Here is a 16,070-nt window from a genome sequence, read left to right on the forward strand (position 1 = left end):
CGAGACCCGGCAATGAATTCGTCCGTGGCATCGTCCGTAGGTCCCACGGTGATCGGGGTCGGCCGCGGCCGACCCGGCCGCGAACCGGGCCCGCCTGGCCAGCGGCACGGCCCGACACGACACGACACGACACAGTGCTCGGCGGGCGGACCCGCCCCGGCGAAGCCGGCTGCGTGGGTGGCGCAACCAAGGCGGTGGGTACTCCGCGCCAAGGCGGTATCGCCGATCACTGGCGCACCACCGGCGTAAGAGCACCGGTGCTGTACCACTCGCCGCCGGCCGGCATCTCCGCGGCGACGCCCGTCACAGCCGTGCAGCAGTGGGGCGCAGTGGTCATCCAGGCGCGCGTGGCCGCGTCTGCGCGCCCTCGGGCGTGGTGTCGGGTGGGCCAGGCGCCCCTGGCCCGGCATGCCCTCTCCGACGGCCCGTCGCCGGGCCGCCAGGGCGTCGGTAAGTCGCCAAGGCCCGGGCGCGTGGTGGTTTCGAGTGCCATGCGCCTTCAGACCGGTACCGGAGCCCGTCGGCGTGCCAGCCAGGGCTCACGCGGCGGCGACTTGCCAGGTTCGGCCCTGGATCGCGTCCATCATGGGCGGAACCGGGCAAGTCGGCCGAGTGATTGCGGGGAGGCGGGACACGCTTCCGCGCCGGGCTCCCGGCCGTGCACCCGCGCCCACTCCAGGCCCGCGGCGGTCCCCCACCACGCCATGCCTCGGACCCTCCGCCTCCCCGCCGGGCACCGGCGGCCGGCGCGCCTTCGGACCGGTCCCGGCCGTCCGCCCGGACGAGCGCCGAACGACGAACGACGAACGGCCCGGCCCCGTCGGGGCCGGGCCGTTCGCGGCAGGCGGATCAGTGGTGCGCGGGCCGGCGGTGGTACTCGTAGACAAGCCCGCAAACCACCCAGAGCAGGAAGCCGGCGGCGATCACCATCAGCCAGACCAGCAGGTACGCGGTGGCGACGGCGAACAACGCGACGCAGGAAGCCAGGAAGAACGGGTAGTAGGAACCGGGCGAGAAGAACCCGAGGTCACCGGCCCCGTCCGACACCTCAGCATCGTCGTCATCCTCGGGCCGCGCGGCTTCGAGCCGACGCGACACGAACAGCAGGAACGTGCCGATGATCAGCGTCAGGCCGGTGGTGAGAACCAGGGCGGTGATGCCGACGACCTCTTTCGGCGCCAGGACTCCGTAGATGACGGCGGCCAGCGCAAAGAACCCGGTCAGACCGATGAACAGCCAGGTCTCCACCTTCAGTCCGCCCTTGGCGGCCTCCGGCTTGTCGGTCTCGGTCGAGTGCGCGGCGTTCATCAGCTGCCCCCTGGCACAGGCTCGTCGGCGCCCTTGGCGGTCCGGTCCGTGTTCATCGGTGCGGTGGTGGTCGCCAGCGGTGCGCACAACTCGCCGCAGGAGCTGATCTTGTCGCCGGTCGCCGTCAGCGCCTCGGCCGACGTGTACGGGGCCCCGGATGCCGGGTTCAGCGTCTGCCGGAAGTCCAGGTACGTGTCGTACACGTCCTGCGGGACGGCGCGGACCTCGAAGTTCATCGAACCGTGGTAGGTCCCGCACAGTTCCGCGCACCGGCCGACGAACGCGCCGGTCTGGGTGATGGTGTTCTGGAACTTGTTGTCCGTCTGGTTCTGTTCCGGGTTGGGGAACACATCCCGCTTGAACAGGAAGTCGATCGTCCAGAACGAATGGATGACGTCCTTGGACCGCAGGTCGTACTGGATGACCTGGTTGACGGGCAGCACCAGGATCGGGATCTCCTCGCTGGTGCCGACGGTGTGCACCTCGCCGCCGCCCGGCACCTGGGTGCCCGGGTAACCGAAGTCCCAGTTCCACTTGAAGGCGACGACATCGACCGTGACATCCGGGTCGGGCTGCTTCTCCAGGGCGACGTTCTCGGTGGTGACGGTGAAGTAGAACAGCACGAAGACCATGAGGAACGGAACCGCCGTGTACACCAGTTCCAACGGCAGATTTTCTTTGGTCTGCTTGGGGTACTGGGGCCCGTTCTTGCGCTTGTGATAGACGATGAAGGCCCAGAACATCAGGCCCCACACGATCACGCCGACGATCAGGGCGGCCATCGTGGCGCCCTGCCAGAACTCGCGCATGCGCTCCGCCTGCGGGGTGACGCCCATCGGCCAGCCCCAGGTCGGCAGGTCACTGATCGAACAGCCGCTGACCAGCACCGAAACCACGCCGAGCAGACCGGCGAGGAAGATCCGCCGTTGCGCGCGGGACCGTGTCACGTGCGTCCTTCCTCTCAACCGTCTGTGTTACAGGTGGGAGATTACCGTCCCGCCCTGGGTTCCACTCGGCCGGGGACCCTGCGAGTTCTACGGGATGTCGAGTGGCGGCGCGCGGGTACCGGTCGCACCGTCGCCCGGTCGCGGACGGGATACTGGCCGGGTGTGTGGACTGATGGCTTTCGTCTCCGGGTCGGGCCACGCGGCCGCTCGGGTCGACGCGGTGGACGCCGGGATGCGCTGCGCCCGGCACCGCGGACCCGATGAGCAGGGCACCTGGAACGACGACGACGTGGTGTTCGGATTCAACCGACTGTCGATCATCGACCTGGAGCATTCGCACCAGCCGTTGCGCTGGGGCCCGCCGGACAAGCCCAACCGGTACGCGTTGGTCTTCAACGGCGAGATCTACAACTACTTGGAATTGAGGGAGGCGCTGTGGTCCGAACATGGCGCCCGGTTCAACACTCAGGGCGACGGTGAGGCGATCGTCGCCGCGTACCACTACTGGGGGCAGGAGTCGGTCGCCCGGTTGCGGGGCATGTTCGCCTTCCTCATCTGGGACAGCGAGGAGCGGGTCCTGTTCGGGGCCCGGGACCCGTTCGGCATCAAGCCGCTGTTCGTCGCCCAGCTGCCCGACGGGGTGGCGTTCTCGTCCGAGGCCAAGGGTCTGCGGGAGCTGACCGGACAGGCCGGGGTCAACGTGCCGGCCCTGCAGCATTACCTGGTTCTGCAGTACGTGCCCGAGCCCGCCACGATGGATCCGGCGATCCGCAAGATCGAGTCGGGCACGCACGTCACCGTGCGGCCGGGCCGGCCGATGAGCACCAAGCGGTACTTCCATCCGCAGTTCACGCCGCGGCCCGCGATTTCCGATGCCGAGCGCACCGCGCTCTACCAGCGGATCGCCGAGGTCATGGACGATTCGGTGGCCAAGCACATGCGGGCGGACGTCACGGTCGGTTCGTTCCTGTCCGGCGGCATCGACTCGACCGCCATCGCCGCGCTGGCCAAGCGGTACAACCCGGATCTGCTCACCTTCACCACCGGCTTCGAGCGGGAGGGCTACTCCGAGGTCGACGTCGCCGCCGAGTCGGCCGCGGCGATCGGCGTCAAGCACATCGTCCGCACGGTCTCCGAGCAGGAACTGACGTCCACCCTGCCGCTGATCGTCTGGTACCTCGACGACCCGGTGGCCGATCCGGCCCTGGTCCCCCTGTACTTCGTCGCGAACGAGGCCCGCAAGCACGTCAAGGTGGTGCTCTCCGGCGAGGGCGCCGACGAGTTGTTCGGCGGCTACAACATCTACCGCGAGCCGATGAGCCTGAGCCGGCTGACCGGGCTGCCCGGCGGCCTGCGTCGGGGCCTGGCCGCGGTGGGGCGGGCCATGCCGGACGGCTTCCGCGGCCAGGACCTGCTCCGCCGCGCCTCCCTGGATCTCGAGGACCGGTATTACGGCAACGCCCGCATCTTCCGCGAGGAGCACCTGTCGGGTGGGCTGCTGCGGACCTACGACCCGGCCCGATCGTTCCGGGACATCACCGATCCGGTGTACAAGCAAACCCGCGACGTCGACCCGATCGCCCGCATGCAGCACGTCGACCTGTTCACCTGGCTGCGCGGCGACATCCTGGTCAAGGCCGACAAGATGACCATGGCGAACTCGCTCGAGCTGCGGGTGCCTTTCCTGGACAAGGAGGTGTTCGAGATCGCCCGCACCGTCCCGGCGGACCAGAAGGTGACGAAGAACACCACCAAGCTGGCGCTGCGCCGGGCCATGGAACTCGTCGTGCCGCCGCACGTGCTGCACCGGCGCAAACTGGGCTTCCCGGTGCCGATCCGGCACTACCTCGCCGAGGGCTCGTACGAATGGGCCCGCGAGGTGATCACCTCCGCGCACACCGACGAGTATCTGGACCCGGCGGCCGTGCTGGCCATGCTGGACGCCCACCGGGCCGGCGAGGTCGACCACTCCCGACGCCTGTGGACGATCCTGGTCTTCATGATCTGGCACGGGATCTTCGTCACCGGGCTCATCACCCCGCAGATCCCGGAGCCGGTGTACCCGGTGCGGCTGTAAGTTGCCGAGCTTGCGAGGCCACCATCGAGCACCGGAAGGGTGTCCTGGAGCCAATGCGGCGACGGAGGAGCCGGATTGGCTCCAGGACACCCCTAGCCGCACCGCTCCCGCCGGCGATCAGGACGCGACGGGGTCTCGCCGCGCCGCGGCACGCCGACCGACCGATCCGCGCCCGGCGGCCTCGTGCGACTGGGCGTGCAGGTCGCGGGCGGTTGACGCAGCTCGGCCATCGCCGGCGTGACCTCGGCCAGGGTCAGTCCGGTCTCGATCAGCGCCAGGTCCAGACCCCAGACCTCCCCGTGCACCCGCCGCATCCAGCCCGTCGCGTGGTCCCACCCCGCGCGCGGCGTCCCGGGTCCGCAACCGCCGCCGCGGGCGGTCACCAGGAACGCCGGCCGCCCGACCACCCGCGTGCTGCCGGGCCGAACCGGGGGCCCGTGCTGACCAGGTCGTACCAGGTCCTGCAGTGCTGCGGGTAGTGGTCGAAACCTGCGCGGGGTGACCGAGCCCGGCCGGAACTACCAGGCGAGCGCGCCGGCGACGTCCGCGGCCGCGTCCTCGCCGTAAGCGTCGGCCATCCGTACCCGGGCCACGTCCCGGTCCAGCTGATACTCCTGGGTGCCGACCGTCTCCAGGGTCAGCGTCGCCATCAGCGACCCCAGCTGTGCCGACCGCTCGAAGGACAAGGCCCGGGCGCGCCCGGCCAGGAAACCGGCCCGGAACGCGTCACCGACGCCGGTCGGGTCGGTCTTGGACTTCTCCGGCAGCGCCGCGACCGTCAGCCGGCTGCCGTCGGCCGCGACGATCTCCACACCCTTGGAACCCAGGGTCGTCACCCGATACCCGACGACGTCCAGCACCGCCTGGTCCGACCAGCCCGTCTTGGACTTCAGCAGGCCCAGCTCGTAGTCGTTGGTGAACAGCAGATCGGCCCCCCTGACCAGCTCGACGACGTCGTCGCCATCCATCCGGGCGAGCTGCTGGGAGGGGTCCGCGGCGAACCGGTAGCCGCGCTCCCGGCACTCCTGCGAGTGCCGCACCATGCCGGCCGGGTCGTCGGCGGAGATCACCACCAGATCCAGGCCGTCGTACGCGGCGGCGATCGGGGCCAGCTCGATCTCCCGGGCCCGGGCCATCGCGCCCGCGTAGAACGAGGCGATCTGGTTCATGTCGTCGTCGGTCGTGCAGACGAACCGCGCGGTCTGCACGTCGTCGCACAGGTGCACCTTGGACGTGTCCACGCCGTGCCGGGACAGCCAGGAGGAGTAGTCGCCGAAATCCGCCCCGGCCGCGCCGACCAGCACCGGATGCAGGCCCAACACGGCCATGCCGAAGCAGATGTTCGGGGCGACCCCGCCGCGCCGTACGACCAGGTCGTCCACCAGGAACGACAGGGACACCCGGTGCAACTGATCGGGCAGCAGCGAATCGGCGAACCGGCCCGGGAAGTGCATCAGGTGGTCGGTCGCGATGGATCCGCAGACGGCGATCGGCATGCAGCACTCCAGTGGGTCGGCAGTGTGGGGTCGTCCGGATCCGGCCGGCTCCGGACAGCCGAAAACCCCCGGCGAGTCACCGGGGGTTCACGACGGGTCAGTCGGCGATCAGTGGAACGAGTCGCCGCACGCGCAGGAGTTCTGCGCATTCGGGTTGTCGATGGTGAAGCCCTGCTTCTCGATGGTGTCGACGAAGTCGATCGTCGCACCGTCCAGGTACGGCTTGGACATCCGATCGACGGCGAGGCCGATACCGCCGAACTCGACGAGCGCATCCCCGTCGAGGGTCCGGTCGTCGAAGAACAGCTCGTATCGCAGGCCCGAGCAGCCGCCCGGCTGCACGGCGATCCGGAGCACCATCTCGGCAGTGCCGTCCCGGTCCAACAGCTCCTTGGCCTTGGCCGCGGCCGCGTCGGACAGCGTCACGCCGTGGGCGGCCTTGGCCACATCAGCGGTGGTGTCAGCAACGGTCATCTCGCAACTCCCCTAGGGCTTGAGGACTACCTGTGCGGTCGCGATGATGCGAACGCGGTGCAGTCGCACTGACGATGATGCCACGCCGGGTTCGGCATCCGGGAGGTTCCCGCCGCCGACGTGACCAAAAACCCTCTTCCCCTGGCCGTCCGACGAGTGGTGTCCCGAGCAATCCGGCTCCTCCGTCGCCGAATCACCATCAGGACACCCCTCCAGTGCCCAATGGTGGCCTCGCACGCTCGGCCAACTACTAGGCTGACCCGGTGAGTTTTCTGCGTCGCAAACCCGCCGAACCCGCGGTCGAGGCCGCCCCGGAACCCGACCCGGTCGATCTGACCAAGGGCGACGGGAAGAAGGGGCGCCCGACCCCGAAGCGGCGCGACGCGGAGGGGCGCAATCGCGGGCCGGTCGCGCCGCCGCCGAAGACGCAGCGGGAGGCGATGAAGCGGTCGAAGGTGCAGCGTTCCTCGATGACCAAGGAGGAGCGGCGCGCCGCGTCCCGGGTCAGTCGGGAACGCATGATGGCCGGCGACGAGAAGTACCTGCTCCCCCGCGACCGGGGCAAGGTCCGCGCCTACGTCCGGGACATGGTCGACGCCCGGCGCAACGTGGCCGGCATCCTACTGCCGATCGCCGCGCTGTCGTTCGTCATCCTGCTGATCCCGGTGCAGGTCGTGCAGGCCTACGGCCCGCTCGTGCTGCTGGTGGCGATCGCCGCCGCGCTCATCGACTCCATCATCTTCGGCCGCCAGATCTCGAAGAAGGTGCAGGCCAAGTTCCCCAACGGGGACAGCTCCGGCCAGTCCACCCGGGGATCGTCCCTGGGCTTCTATGCCTTCAACCGGTCCTGCCTGATCCGCCGCTGGCGCGCCCCGCGCCCGCGGGTCGAGATCGGCGAGACGATCGAGTAGGAATCGCGCACGTGGAGGACGATCTGCAACGCGCCGCGGCGCAGAACGCGGACGCGGTGGTGCGGCGCTTCTTCGACTCCGCGGGACACCTGAAGAACCTGCCGGCCAAACAATCCCGGCAGCTGGCCGTCTTCGACCTGATCGCGCAGCGCTTCGTGCCCGGCGTCCGGTACACCGAGACGGAGGTCAATCACGAGCTCATGCAGGTCTTCGACGACTACGTCAGCCTGCGCCGGGGCCTGGTCGACTTCGGGCTGCTGGACCGGGCCGACGGTCGGTACTGGCGCAGCGGCGGCACCGTGCCGGTCGACGCGCCCGCCGCCGGGACGGGCCGGCCGGCCCCGTCCGAACGGCCGGCGGTCCCCGCGACCGCCCCGTCGGCCCGCGGGGCCGCCCGCCGCGAGGCGATCCTGGCGGCCGCCGCACAACTGTTCGCCGACCGCGGGTACGCCGCGGTCGGGATGGACGACATCGGGGCGGCCGCCGGCGTCACCGGGCCGGCCATCTACCGGCACTTCGGCGCCAAGGCCTCCGTCCTGACCGCGGTTTTCGACCGGGTGATCGACGCGGTCGCCTACGACCGGGTCGAGGTGTCGGCCGCGCCCGACTCGCCCGAGCAGGACGCCGCCCGGCTCCGGGAGCTGGTCGTCAAGTACGCGGATGCGGTCTGCGGCCGGCGGCGACTGATGGCTGTCTTCGTCCGCGAGGTGCACCACCTACCGGCCGAGGACCGGACGCTGCTGGACGAGCGTCAGCGGGTGCTGGTCCGCAAGTGGCGCACGCTGCTCGGGCACGCGCATCCCGACTGGGACGTGGAGCGGGTCCGCACGGCCGTGCACGGCGCATTCGGCATGCTCAACGTGGTCGGCACGTTCGACTCGCCGCTGCCGGACGTCGAGCTCGCCCGGCAGATGAGCGAGCTGGCCATCAACGCCTTGCAGCTGAACCAGCCGGCGCAGGCCGAGTAGGCCCCGCCGGTTCCGGCAGGTCGAACTCGGCAAACTCGGCGATCGGCTCGAACCCCAAGGACCGGTAGAGGTCGTTCGACGGCCGGTAGTCCTCGTCGGTGAACAAGGTCACCTCGGCGGCGCCCAACCCCCGCGCCGACCGCACGGCGGCGACCGTGACGGCCGCACCGAACCGGTTCCGCCGCCACCGTGGCGGCGTGTAGACGGGGGCGATCCGGCACCCACCGTCCGCGCGCAGCGGCGAATGCCCGGCCACGGACACGGGCACGGCACCGGGCGCCGGTTCCGGCTCCAAGCACCACAGGGTGAACCGTTCACCGCGCCGCAGGGTGCGTCGAAGGCCGTCCGGGTCCGGCACCGGGACGCCGCGGGACACCCCCGTCTCCGCCCGGAACCGGGCGAACCATTCGGCGAGCAGGTCGATCTCGGCCGGCTCGCCGGGATCCAGCGAGCGGGCCCGGCCGCGCACGTCCCCGGGTTCGACCAGCTCACCCAGCCGGTACAACAGACTCCACATCCGCGGCTCCGGGGTCACGCCCGCCCTGTCCGCCCAAGCGGCGGCCAGCTGCCGGACCACGTCACGGCGGCCGTGCAGGCCGACGACGCGCTGGCCCAGCTCGAGCACCCCGCCGATCAGCGTCCGCAGCGCCGCGGGCAGGTCCCGTTCCGCCGGGTCGGCGACCACCAGCATCGGGAAGCCAGGCATCCGCAGCGCCGCGACGAACGGTCCGTCGGTGTTGCGCAGGCACATCAGCAGCGGACCGGCGCCGGGCGCCGGTTCGGTGATCTGGTTCGCCAGCACGCCGGAGAGCATGGTCGCGCCGACCGGGTCGCGGGCGACCAGCTCCGCGATATCGTCCCGGAACCGGTGCGGATCGTCGAACACGTCCAACTCGTGGAACTCGGCCATGACCGAGGGTAGGCACCTCGAGATGGCCGGGTCAGCCGGTTTTTGCTACAGCGACAGGTACCGCCGCAGCTCCTGCGGGGTCACCTGCCGGCGGTAGGCCTCCCACTCGGACCGCTTGTTGCGCAGGAAGAAGTCGAAGACGTGCTCGCCCAGCGCCTCGGCGACCAGCTCGGAACCCTCCATCACCGACAGCGCCGATTCCAGCGACGTCGGCAGCTTCTGGTACCCCATGGCCCGCCGTTCCACCTCGGACAGCGACCACACGTTGTCCTCGGCCGGCGGCGGCAGCTCGTACCCCTCGCGGATGCCCTTGAGCCCGGCCGCGATCACCACCGTGTACATCAGGTAGGGGTTGCAGGCCGAGTCGGGCAACCGGAACTCCAGGCGCTGGCTGGAGGACTTACCCGGGGAGTAGTTGGGCACCCGGACCAGGGCCGACCGGTTGGCGGTCCCCCACGACGCCGTGGTCGGGGCCTCGTCACCGACCACCAGCCGCTTGTAGGAGTTCACCCACTGGCAGGACACCGCGGTGATCTCCCGGGCGTGCCGGATGACGCCGGCCAGGAACGCCTTGCCGGTGTCGGAGAGCTGGTACTCGTCGTCGGGGTCGTGGAAGGCGTTCCGCTCGCCGTCGAACAGCGAGAAGTGGGTGTGCATCGCCGAGCCGGGCTGCTCCACGTACGGCTTGGGCATGAACGAGGCCCGCACCCCCTGGGTGATGGCCACCTCCTTGACCACGTACCGGAACGACATGACGTTGTCGGCCATGGTCAGCGCGTCGGCGTACCGCAGGTCGATCTCCTGCTGGCCGGGGGCGCCCTCGTGGTGACTGAACTCCACCGAGATGCCCATCGCCTCGAGCGTCTCGATCGCCCGGCGGCGGAAGTGCGGGGCGGCGTCGTGCGACGACTGGTCGAAGAAGCCGCCCTGGTCGGCCGGCTCCGGCGGGGTGCCGTCGTCCGGCAGGCTCTTGAGCAGGAAGAACTCGATCTCCGGGTGCACGTAACAGGTGAAACCCAGCGATGCCGCGTCGCCCATGGCCCGGCGCAGCACGTGCCGCGGATCCGCCCAGGAGGGCGACCCGTCGGGCATGGTGATGTCGCAGAACATCCGGGCCGAGTACACCCGGCCACCGTCGGCCTCCCAGGGCAGCACCTGGAACGTCGAGGGATCGGGCCGGGCGACCATGTCGGACTCGAAGACGCGGGAGAAGCCCTCGATCGCCGACCCGTCGAACCCGATGCCCTCGTTGAAGGCGCCCTCCAGCTCCGCCGGGGCCACCGCGACGTTCTTGAGGAAGCCGAGCACGTCGGTGAACCAGAGCCGGACGAAGCGGATATCCCGCTCTTCCAAGGTGCGCAGGACGAACTGCTGCTGCCGATCCATGACGCACACCTTATGTAGCCGATGAGTCGGCGTTGTTGCCGCACCACCGGACCAGGCCCGGGGATGACGTACGGTAACCGAATGTCAGCCAGACACCGGCGGCCGGACGAGGACGGCCCGACCGACCCGGGGTCCGGCCCGCTGATCGGCGCCGACCGGGTGCAGTTCCGGGTTGCCGACGCCGAGCACGCGCTCGACGGCGTGCGCCTGCAGGTCGACTGGATGCTCGGCCAGACCGATCCCGAGTTCGGCTGGTCCGCCGGCCGGTGGACGCTCGACCTGCCTCGGCCGGCGGCCTGGCGGCTGGAATACCAGTTCACGGTGCGCCGGGACGGTGACACCGTGTGGACCACCGATCCGGGCAACCCGCGGCGGGTGCCCAACCCGTTCGGCGACAAATCCGAGATTCGTTTCCCCGACTACCGCGAGCCACCCTGGTTGCTCACTCCGGCCACCGGCCCGATCAGCGAGATCGTGACGCCGGGCGGCCGGTTGGCGCAGCCGGTCCCCGTCCGGCTCTGGTCCCCCGCCGGTTTGCCATCCGACCAGGCCGCTCCCCTGCTGCTCGTGCACGACGGGACCGACATGGCGCGGCGCGGCAATCTGCTGTCCTGGGCCGCCGAGCACGCCCGGACCCGACCGGTCCGGGTGGCGCTGCTCGACCCGCCCGACGGGCTGCGCGACGAGTGGTACTCGGCCGACCCCGACTACAGCGCCCACCTGGCCGAGGTGGTGCTGCCGGCGCTCACGGCGCGCGTATTGACCGGCCCGGTGGTCGGGCTGGGGGCCAGCCTGGGCGCCCTGGCCATGCTCACCCTGCAGCGGCGGCACCCCGGCTCGATCTCCGGGCTGGCCCTGCAGTCCGGATCGTTCTTCACCCCGAGTCTGGACCCGCAGGAGAGCGGCTACCGGCATTTCGATCGGGTATGCGCCGCGGTCCGCCAGATCGGCGCCGGTCCGGACCGGTCGGTCGATGCGCCGCCGCGCACCGTGCCGACGCTGATCACCTGCGGGTCGATCGAGGAGAACCGTTTCAACAACGAGGCCATGGTCGCGACGCTGCGGGCCCAGGGCTACCCGGTGACCTTCCGGCTCGTGCCGGACGCGCACACCATGATCGGCTGGCGGGACGCCTGGTACCCGGCCCTCGACGAGCTCGTCGCCGGCCTGCGCTGACCGCGCATCACCACGGGTTCCACCGGGCTGCACCACGGTTTCCACCGGGCCGCACCGTGCGGCCGGGCGCGCCTGCGCGTGTCACACTCGTCACACGCTTACCTTGCGTCACATGGGGAGCGGACGGCGGGCCTGGATCGCCGTGCTCGCGGCGGCCGCCCTCGTATGCACCGCCTGCGCGTCCGGCCGGCTGGCGGCGACGTCACCGGGACCGGCGCCGGTGGGAGTCAACTCCACCACCCCGACGAGCACCGCGGCCGTGGCCCCGCTCACCGAACCCCTCCGCCCGCCCGGCTCCACCCGGGTGACGGTGCCCGCCCCGACCGCCGCCACCACCGGCGCCCGGAACCCGGATTCCCCGCCGTCCCCGGTCCCCGAACCGGCCCCGGCGTCGAGTGCCGAGCCCACCCCCGAGCCGACTCCCCCGGCCGACCCCACCCCGTCCGCCGATCACCTCGTGGGCGAACCGGGACCCGGAGTCGGGAACAACCCGTGCCCGGGTATCCGTTGCGTCACCCTGGCGCTGACCGGTGACGTGCTGCTGCACCCGGAGCTGGTCGCCCAGGCCCGCGCCGACGGCCGTGATACCGGGGACGGCACCGACGGCCTGGACTTCTTCCCGATGCTGGCCGCCCAGCAGGCGTACGTCGCCGGCGCCGACATCGGCATCTGCCACCTGGAGACGCCGCTCGCGCCGGCCGGCGGCCCGTTCTCCGGGTACCCGTCGTTCTCGGTCCCGCCGCAGGTGCTGCCCGCGCTCGTGCGGAGCGGCTACGACGCCTGCTCCACCGCCAGCAACCACACCTTCGACCGCGGCACCGACGGCATCGACCGGACGCTGGACGACCTGGACGCCGCCGGCCTGCTGCACGACGGCTCCTACCGGACCGAGGCCGATTCGCGGCGCCCGGTGATCATCAACACGCCGAACGGGCGGGTCGGCCTCATCTCCGTGGCCTACGACTTCAACGGCCTGACCCTGGACGAGCCCTGGCAGGCCGGCACCATCGACACCGGCGCGATTCTGGCCAAGGCGCACGCAGCCCGGGCCGCCGGCGCCGACCTGGTCGTGGTGGCCATGCACGGCGGCGAGGAGTACGACAGCACACCGAACGCCCAGCAGAAAGCGGCAGCAAAGGCGCTGCTCGCCTCGCCCGACGTCGACCTGGTCTACGGACACCACGCCCACGTCGTGCAGCCGATGGAGAAGATCGACGGCAAGTGGGCGATCTACGGCCTGGGCAACAACATCGCCGCGCAGGGCACCGAGGTGACCGGCACCCGGGACGGGCTGCTCGTCCGGGTGCAGTTCAGTCAGGCCGCCGACGGCACCTGGAGCACCAGCGACGTCGCCTGGGTGGCGTCCTACCAGGACCTGACCTCCCCCTTCCGCTGGTGCGCCCTGACATCGGACCACCGGTGCGGACCGGCGGACGCGGCCAGCCTGGCCCGCACCACCGCCACGGTGAACGCCTGGGGCGCGGCCGCCGACGGCGCGCACCGGCTGGACTAGTTTCACCGCATGACGCGCACCGAGTACCACCACCTCGACGCCCCCTCGCTCGGCGGTACGGCCGAGATCGCGGTGCATGGGCACTACGGCCGGCCGGTCCTGTGGTTCCCCAGCGAGGGCGGCGCCCCGTACGACTTCGAGGCCAACGGGATCCTCGACGTGGTCCGGCCGGCGATCGATGACGGCCGGATCACCGTGTTCTGCGTGTCGTCGTTCGACCACGACTCCTGGTCGGCGTCGTGGATGCCGCTCGGCGACCGGGCCCGCAATCATCGCCGGTACGAGGACTGGATCATCTGGCAGGTGGTGCCGTTCATCCGCGACCGGATGGGCGGACGTGACGATGTCGCCACGGCCGGGCCCTCGATGGGCGCGTTCCATGCGGTGCTGTTCGCGCTGCGGCACCCGCACGTGTTCGGCCGGGCCGTCGGGCTGAGCGGCAACTACGACCCCTGGACCTGGCGGGCCTGGGGTGAGTCCGACGACGACACCTACTTCACCAGCCCGCTGCAGTTCCTGCCCGGGACGCACGGCGGTCACCTGGACTATTTGCGGTCCCGGCTGGCCATCACTCTCGTCGTCGGCAGCGGCATGTGGGAGGACAGCACCGGCGCCAATGGTTCCACCCGGGCGCTGGCCCACGTGCTGGCCGACAAGCAGATCCCGCACGAACTGTTCGTCTGGGGTCATGAGTGGCCGCACGACTGGCCCAGTTGGCGGGCCCAGTCGGCCATCTACCTGCCCGCGTTGGGCTGACCCGCGGTGCGACCCGATCTGCTGGCCGACTTCATCAGCGCCGACCGCGAGCGCGGACTGGGCAGCTACGGGATCCAGGTGCAGCGGGACGGCGAACCCCCGGTCGCGCACCGGTTCCGGTCCGACGACCGGGTCAACCTGTACTCGGTGTCCAAGGGCTTCACCTCGGTCGCGCTCGGCCTGGCCGAGGCCGAGGGCCGGCTGAGCCTGGACGACCCGCTGCTGACCCACTTCCCCGAGCTGGCCCCGGTGGCCGCCCCGGGCGTCGAACGGGTCACCCTGCACCAGCTGCTGACCATGACCAGCGGCAGCAGCCACCAATGGTTCGCCGATCAGCCGATCCGCTCTCCCGATCTGCTCGCCGAGATCGTGGCCGCGCCATTGGCCGCCGAACCCGGGTCCCGGTTCAACTACACCGGTTCCGGCCCCTACGCGGCCGCCCGCGCGCTGGCCCGGGCGACCGGGGCGAACGTGCGCGACTACCTGCTCCCGCGGCTGTTCACCCCGCTGGGCGTGCCCAACCCGCAGTGGCTCCGCTGCCCGCTTGGCTACCCGACGGCCGAGAGCGACCTACTGCTGCGCACCGCGGAGCTCGGCCGGTTCGCGCTGCTGCTGGTACGCGAGGGCACCTGGACCGACGGCCGGCAGCTGATCCCGGCGCAGTACGTCAGGCGGCTGGGCACCGACACCGTCGACTGCTCGACCGGGCCGGCCCGCCCGTCGGGCGAGCCGGACGAGCGCACTTACGGGTTGGGCGTCTGGCCCGCCCGGAACGGCCGGTATCAGCTGCACGGCCGGTACGGCCAGTTCGCGATCATCGACCCGCACCGGCGGGCCGCGGTGACCTGCACCGCGCACACCGAACGGGAGGATGAGCTGATGGACGCCCTGCACGAGCTGGTGCTGGACCGGGTCGAATGAGCCTCCCGCGCGTGGCGACGTTGCCGAGCCCGCCGTCGACGGTCAAGATCACCCCATGACGGGTGACTCCACGACGCATCTGATCGGCCTGCTGCTGGGCACCGAGAACGACTGGCCCCGGGCGTTCCAGGCACTGACCCGGAAACTGGACCCGGTCAGCTACCGCGGGGTGGACCACCACGTGGACACCGAGCGGATCACGGTCGAGCCGTTCGACCTGCGCGCGCCCGTCCGGTACGACGTCGTCATCGACCGGCTGGCCTGGTGGTACTACCACCCGCGGGAGTGGCTGAAGAAGGCCGCGCTGGTCAACGACACCTACCTGCTGAACAACCCGTTCACCTTCCAGGCCATGGAGAAGCACTCGGCGTACTGCGCCATGATCCGCCTCGGCTTCGACATCCCGGAGACGTGGCTGGTCCCGTACAAGAACCCGGTCGACCACGAGAAGTGGGCGTACACCGCCGAGCGGTACAACCTGCCGTTCGACCTGGACGAGGTGGCCGACCGGGTCGGGTACCCGATGTACATGAAGCCGTTCGACGGGGGCGCCTGGCGGGGCGTCTCCCGGATCGACGACCAGAACGCGTTGCACCGGGCCTACGACGAGTCCGGGCAGATGCTGATGCACCTGCAGGCGGCGGCCGCCTACGACTCGTTCGCCCGGTCACTGACCATCGGGCCGGAGACCAAGATCATGCGGTTCCGACCGGAGCTGCCGATGCACGACCGGTACGAGGTCTCGCACAATTTCCTGCCCCCCGAGGCGGGCATGGAGATCCTGACGCTGTCCCGGACGATCAACGCCTTCTTCCGCTGGGAGTTCAACTCCTGCGAGGCGCTGGTCACCGGGACCACCGTCAAGCCGATCGACTACGCGAACGCCTGCCCGGACATCGCGATCACCTCGCTGCACTACTACTTCCCGTGGGCGATCACCCAGCTGGTGTCGTGGTCGGTGTTCTTGGGCGGACAAGCTCGGCCGGTATGCGCTGATGTCCGACCAGTACTTCGAGGCCGACCGGTACCGGGAGTTCTGTTCGACCTCGCTCGCGTCCCTTCCCCAGATCGTCTACGACTGGATCACCTCCAGCGAGTTCGACGCCCTGCTGGTCGAGACCGTGCGCGCCACCTACCCGCCGCACGAGCACGAGCGGTTCCTGGCCCACTTCCGCGGCCTGATCGGCCTGTGGGTCACCGACCAGAAGTAGGGGTCGAGCTCGCGAG

The 16,070-nt window shown here is 70.6% G+C and carries 14 protein-coding genes and 1 pseudogene; 8 read left to right on the forward strand and 7 right to left on the reverse strand.

Going from position 1 to position 16,070, the window contains the following annotated elements; translation table 11 throughout:
- Positions 1-849 precede the first annotated feature (849 nt).
- Both ACILSK_RS09295 and ACILSK_RS09300 read right to left on the reverse strand, forming a co-directional pair.
- The gene (locus ACILSK_RS09295; protein WP_395726911.1) at positions 850-1,254 is read right to left on the reverse strand and encodes a cytochrome c oxidase subunit 4; all 405 of its coding nucleotides are present in this window, start codon (positions 1,252-1,254) and stop codon (positions 850-852) included.
- 53 nt (positions 1,255-1,307) lie between these two features.
- Entirely contained in the window at positions 1,308-2,255 is a 948-nt protein-coding gene (locus tag ACILSK_RS09300; RefSeq protein ID WP_395726866.1) for a cytochrome c oxidase subunit II, read from the reverse strand.
- A 160-nt stretch (positions 2,256-2,415) separates the two neighbouring features.
- On the opposite strand from ACILSK_RS09300, the gene asnB reads away from it, so the two are divergent.
- Complete coding sequence (gene asnB, locus ACILSK_RS09305; RefSeq protein ID WP_395726867.1) at positions 2,416-4,332, forward strand: asparagine synthase (glutamine-hydrolyzing); 1,917 nt, start codon at positions 2,416-2,418, stop codon at positions 4,330-4,332.
- Between the two features lie 92 nt (positions 4,333-4,424).
- Here asnB and ACILSK_RS09310 read toward each other — a convergent pair whose 3' ends face one another.
- The 3 genes from ACILSK_RS09310 to ACILSK_RS09320 all read right to left on the reverse strand — a co-directional run bounded on the left by ACILSK_RS09310 (position 4,425) and on the right by ACILSK_RS09320 (position 6,302).
- The gene (locus tag ACILSK_RS09310) at positions 4,425-4,637 is read right to left on the reverse strand and encodes a hypothetical protein (RefSeq protein WP_395726868.1); all 213 of its coding nucleotides are present in this window, start codon (positions 4,635-4,637) and stop codon (positions 4,425-4,427) included.
- Between the two features lie 213 nt (positions 4,638-4,850).
- Positions 4,851-5,828, reverse strand: coding sequence for a carbohydrate kinase family protein (locus tag ACILSK_RS09315; RefSeq protein WP_395726869.1), 978 nt, complete (start codon positions 5,826-5,828; stop codon positions 4,851-4,853).
- Positions 5,829-5,936: 108 nt separating this feature from the next.
- A complete protein-coding gene (locus ACILSK_RS09320) occupies positions 5,937-6,302 on the reverse strand; it encodes a HesB/IscA family protein (RefSeq protein ID WP_395726870.1) in 366 nt (121 codons plus the stop codon).
- A gap of 263 nt (positions 6,303-6,565) precedes the next feature.
- Between ACILSK_RS09320 and ACILSK_RS09325 the strand changes: the two genes are divergently transcribed.
- On the forward strand, positions 6,566-7,213 hold the full coding sequence (locus tag ACILSK_RS09325) for a DUF3043 domain-containing protein (protein ID WP_395726871.1): 648 nt from the start codon (positions 6,566-6,568) through the stop codon (positions 7,211-7,213).
- 11 nt (positions 7,214-7,224) lie between these two features.
- Positions 7,225-8,181: a DUF2087 domain-containing protein gene (locus ACILSK_RS09330; RefSeq protein WP_395726872.1), complete on the forward strand. Its 957-nt coding sequence runs from the start codon at positions 7,225-7,227 to the stop codon at positions 8,179-8,181.
- Here the strand turns inward: ACILSK_RS09330 and ACILSK_RS09335 are convergent.
- Both ACILSK_RS09335 and ACILSK_RS09340 read right to left on the reverse strand, forming a co-directional pair.
- Entirely contained in the window at positions 8,141-9,091 is a 951-nt protein-coding gene (locus tag ACILSK_RS09335; RefSeq protein ID WP_395726873.1) for a GNAT family N-acetyltransferase, read from the reverse strand. The two genes, ACILSK_RS09330 and ACILSK_RS09335, sit on opposite strands and share 41 nt — an antisense overlap.
- Before the next feature lie 45 nt (positions 9,092-9,136).
- Positions 9,137-10,477 (reverse strand): glutamine synthetase family protein, encoded by a 1,341-nt coding sequence (locus tag ACILSK_RS09340; protein WP_395726874.1) that lies wholly within the window; start codon positions 10,475-10,477, stop codon positions 9,137-9,139.
- Positions 10,478-10,558: 81 nt separating this feature from the next.
- Between ACILSK_RS09340 and ACILSK_RS09345 the strand changes: the two genes are divergently transcribed.
- The 5 genes and pseudogenes from ACILSK_RS09345 (at position 10,559) to ACILSK_RS09365 (ending at position 16,054) form a co-directional block, all read left to right on the forward strand.
- Positions 10,559-11,653, forward strand: a complete 1,095-nt coding sequence (locus ACILSK_RS09345) for an alpha/beta hydrolase (RefSeq protein WP_395726875.1) — start codon at positions 10,559-10,561, stop codon at positions 11,651-11,653.
- Positions 11,654-11,765: 112 nt separating this feature from the next.
- The gene (locus tag ACILSK_RS09350; RefSeq protein ID WP_395726876.1) at positions 11,766-13,166 is read left to right on the forward strand and encodes a CapA family protein; all 1,401 of its coding nucleotides are present in this window, start codon (positions 11,766-11,768) and stop codon (positions 13,164-13,166) included.
- 9 nt (positions 13,167-13,175) lie between these two features.
- Positions 13,176-13,922, forward strand: coding sequence for an esterase family protein (locus ACILSK_RS09355; RefSeq protein ID WP_395726877.1), 747 nt, complete (start codon positions 13,176-13,178; stop codon positions 13,920-13,922).
- A gap of 6 nt (positions 13,923-13,928) precedes the next feature.
- Positions 13,929-14,843 (forward strand): serine hydrolase domain-containing protein, encoded by a 915-nt coding sequence (locus ACILSK_RS09360; protein WP_395726878.1) that lies wholly within the window; start codon positions 13,929-13,931, stop codon positions 14,841-14,843.
- 55 nt (positions 14,844-14,898) lie between these two features.
- Positions 14,899-16,054 (forward strand): annotated as a pseudogene (locus ACILSK_RS09365) (RimK family alpha-L-glutamate ligase).
- The last annotated feature ends 16 nt before the right edge of the window (positions 16,055-16,070 follow it).

The organism is Nakamurella sp. (assembly GCF_044224575.1).
Classification (GTDB): domain Bacteria; phylum Actinomycetota; class Actinomycetes; order Mycobacteriales; family Nakamurellaceae; genus Nakamurella.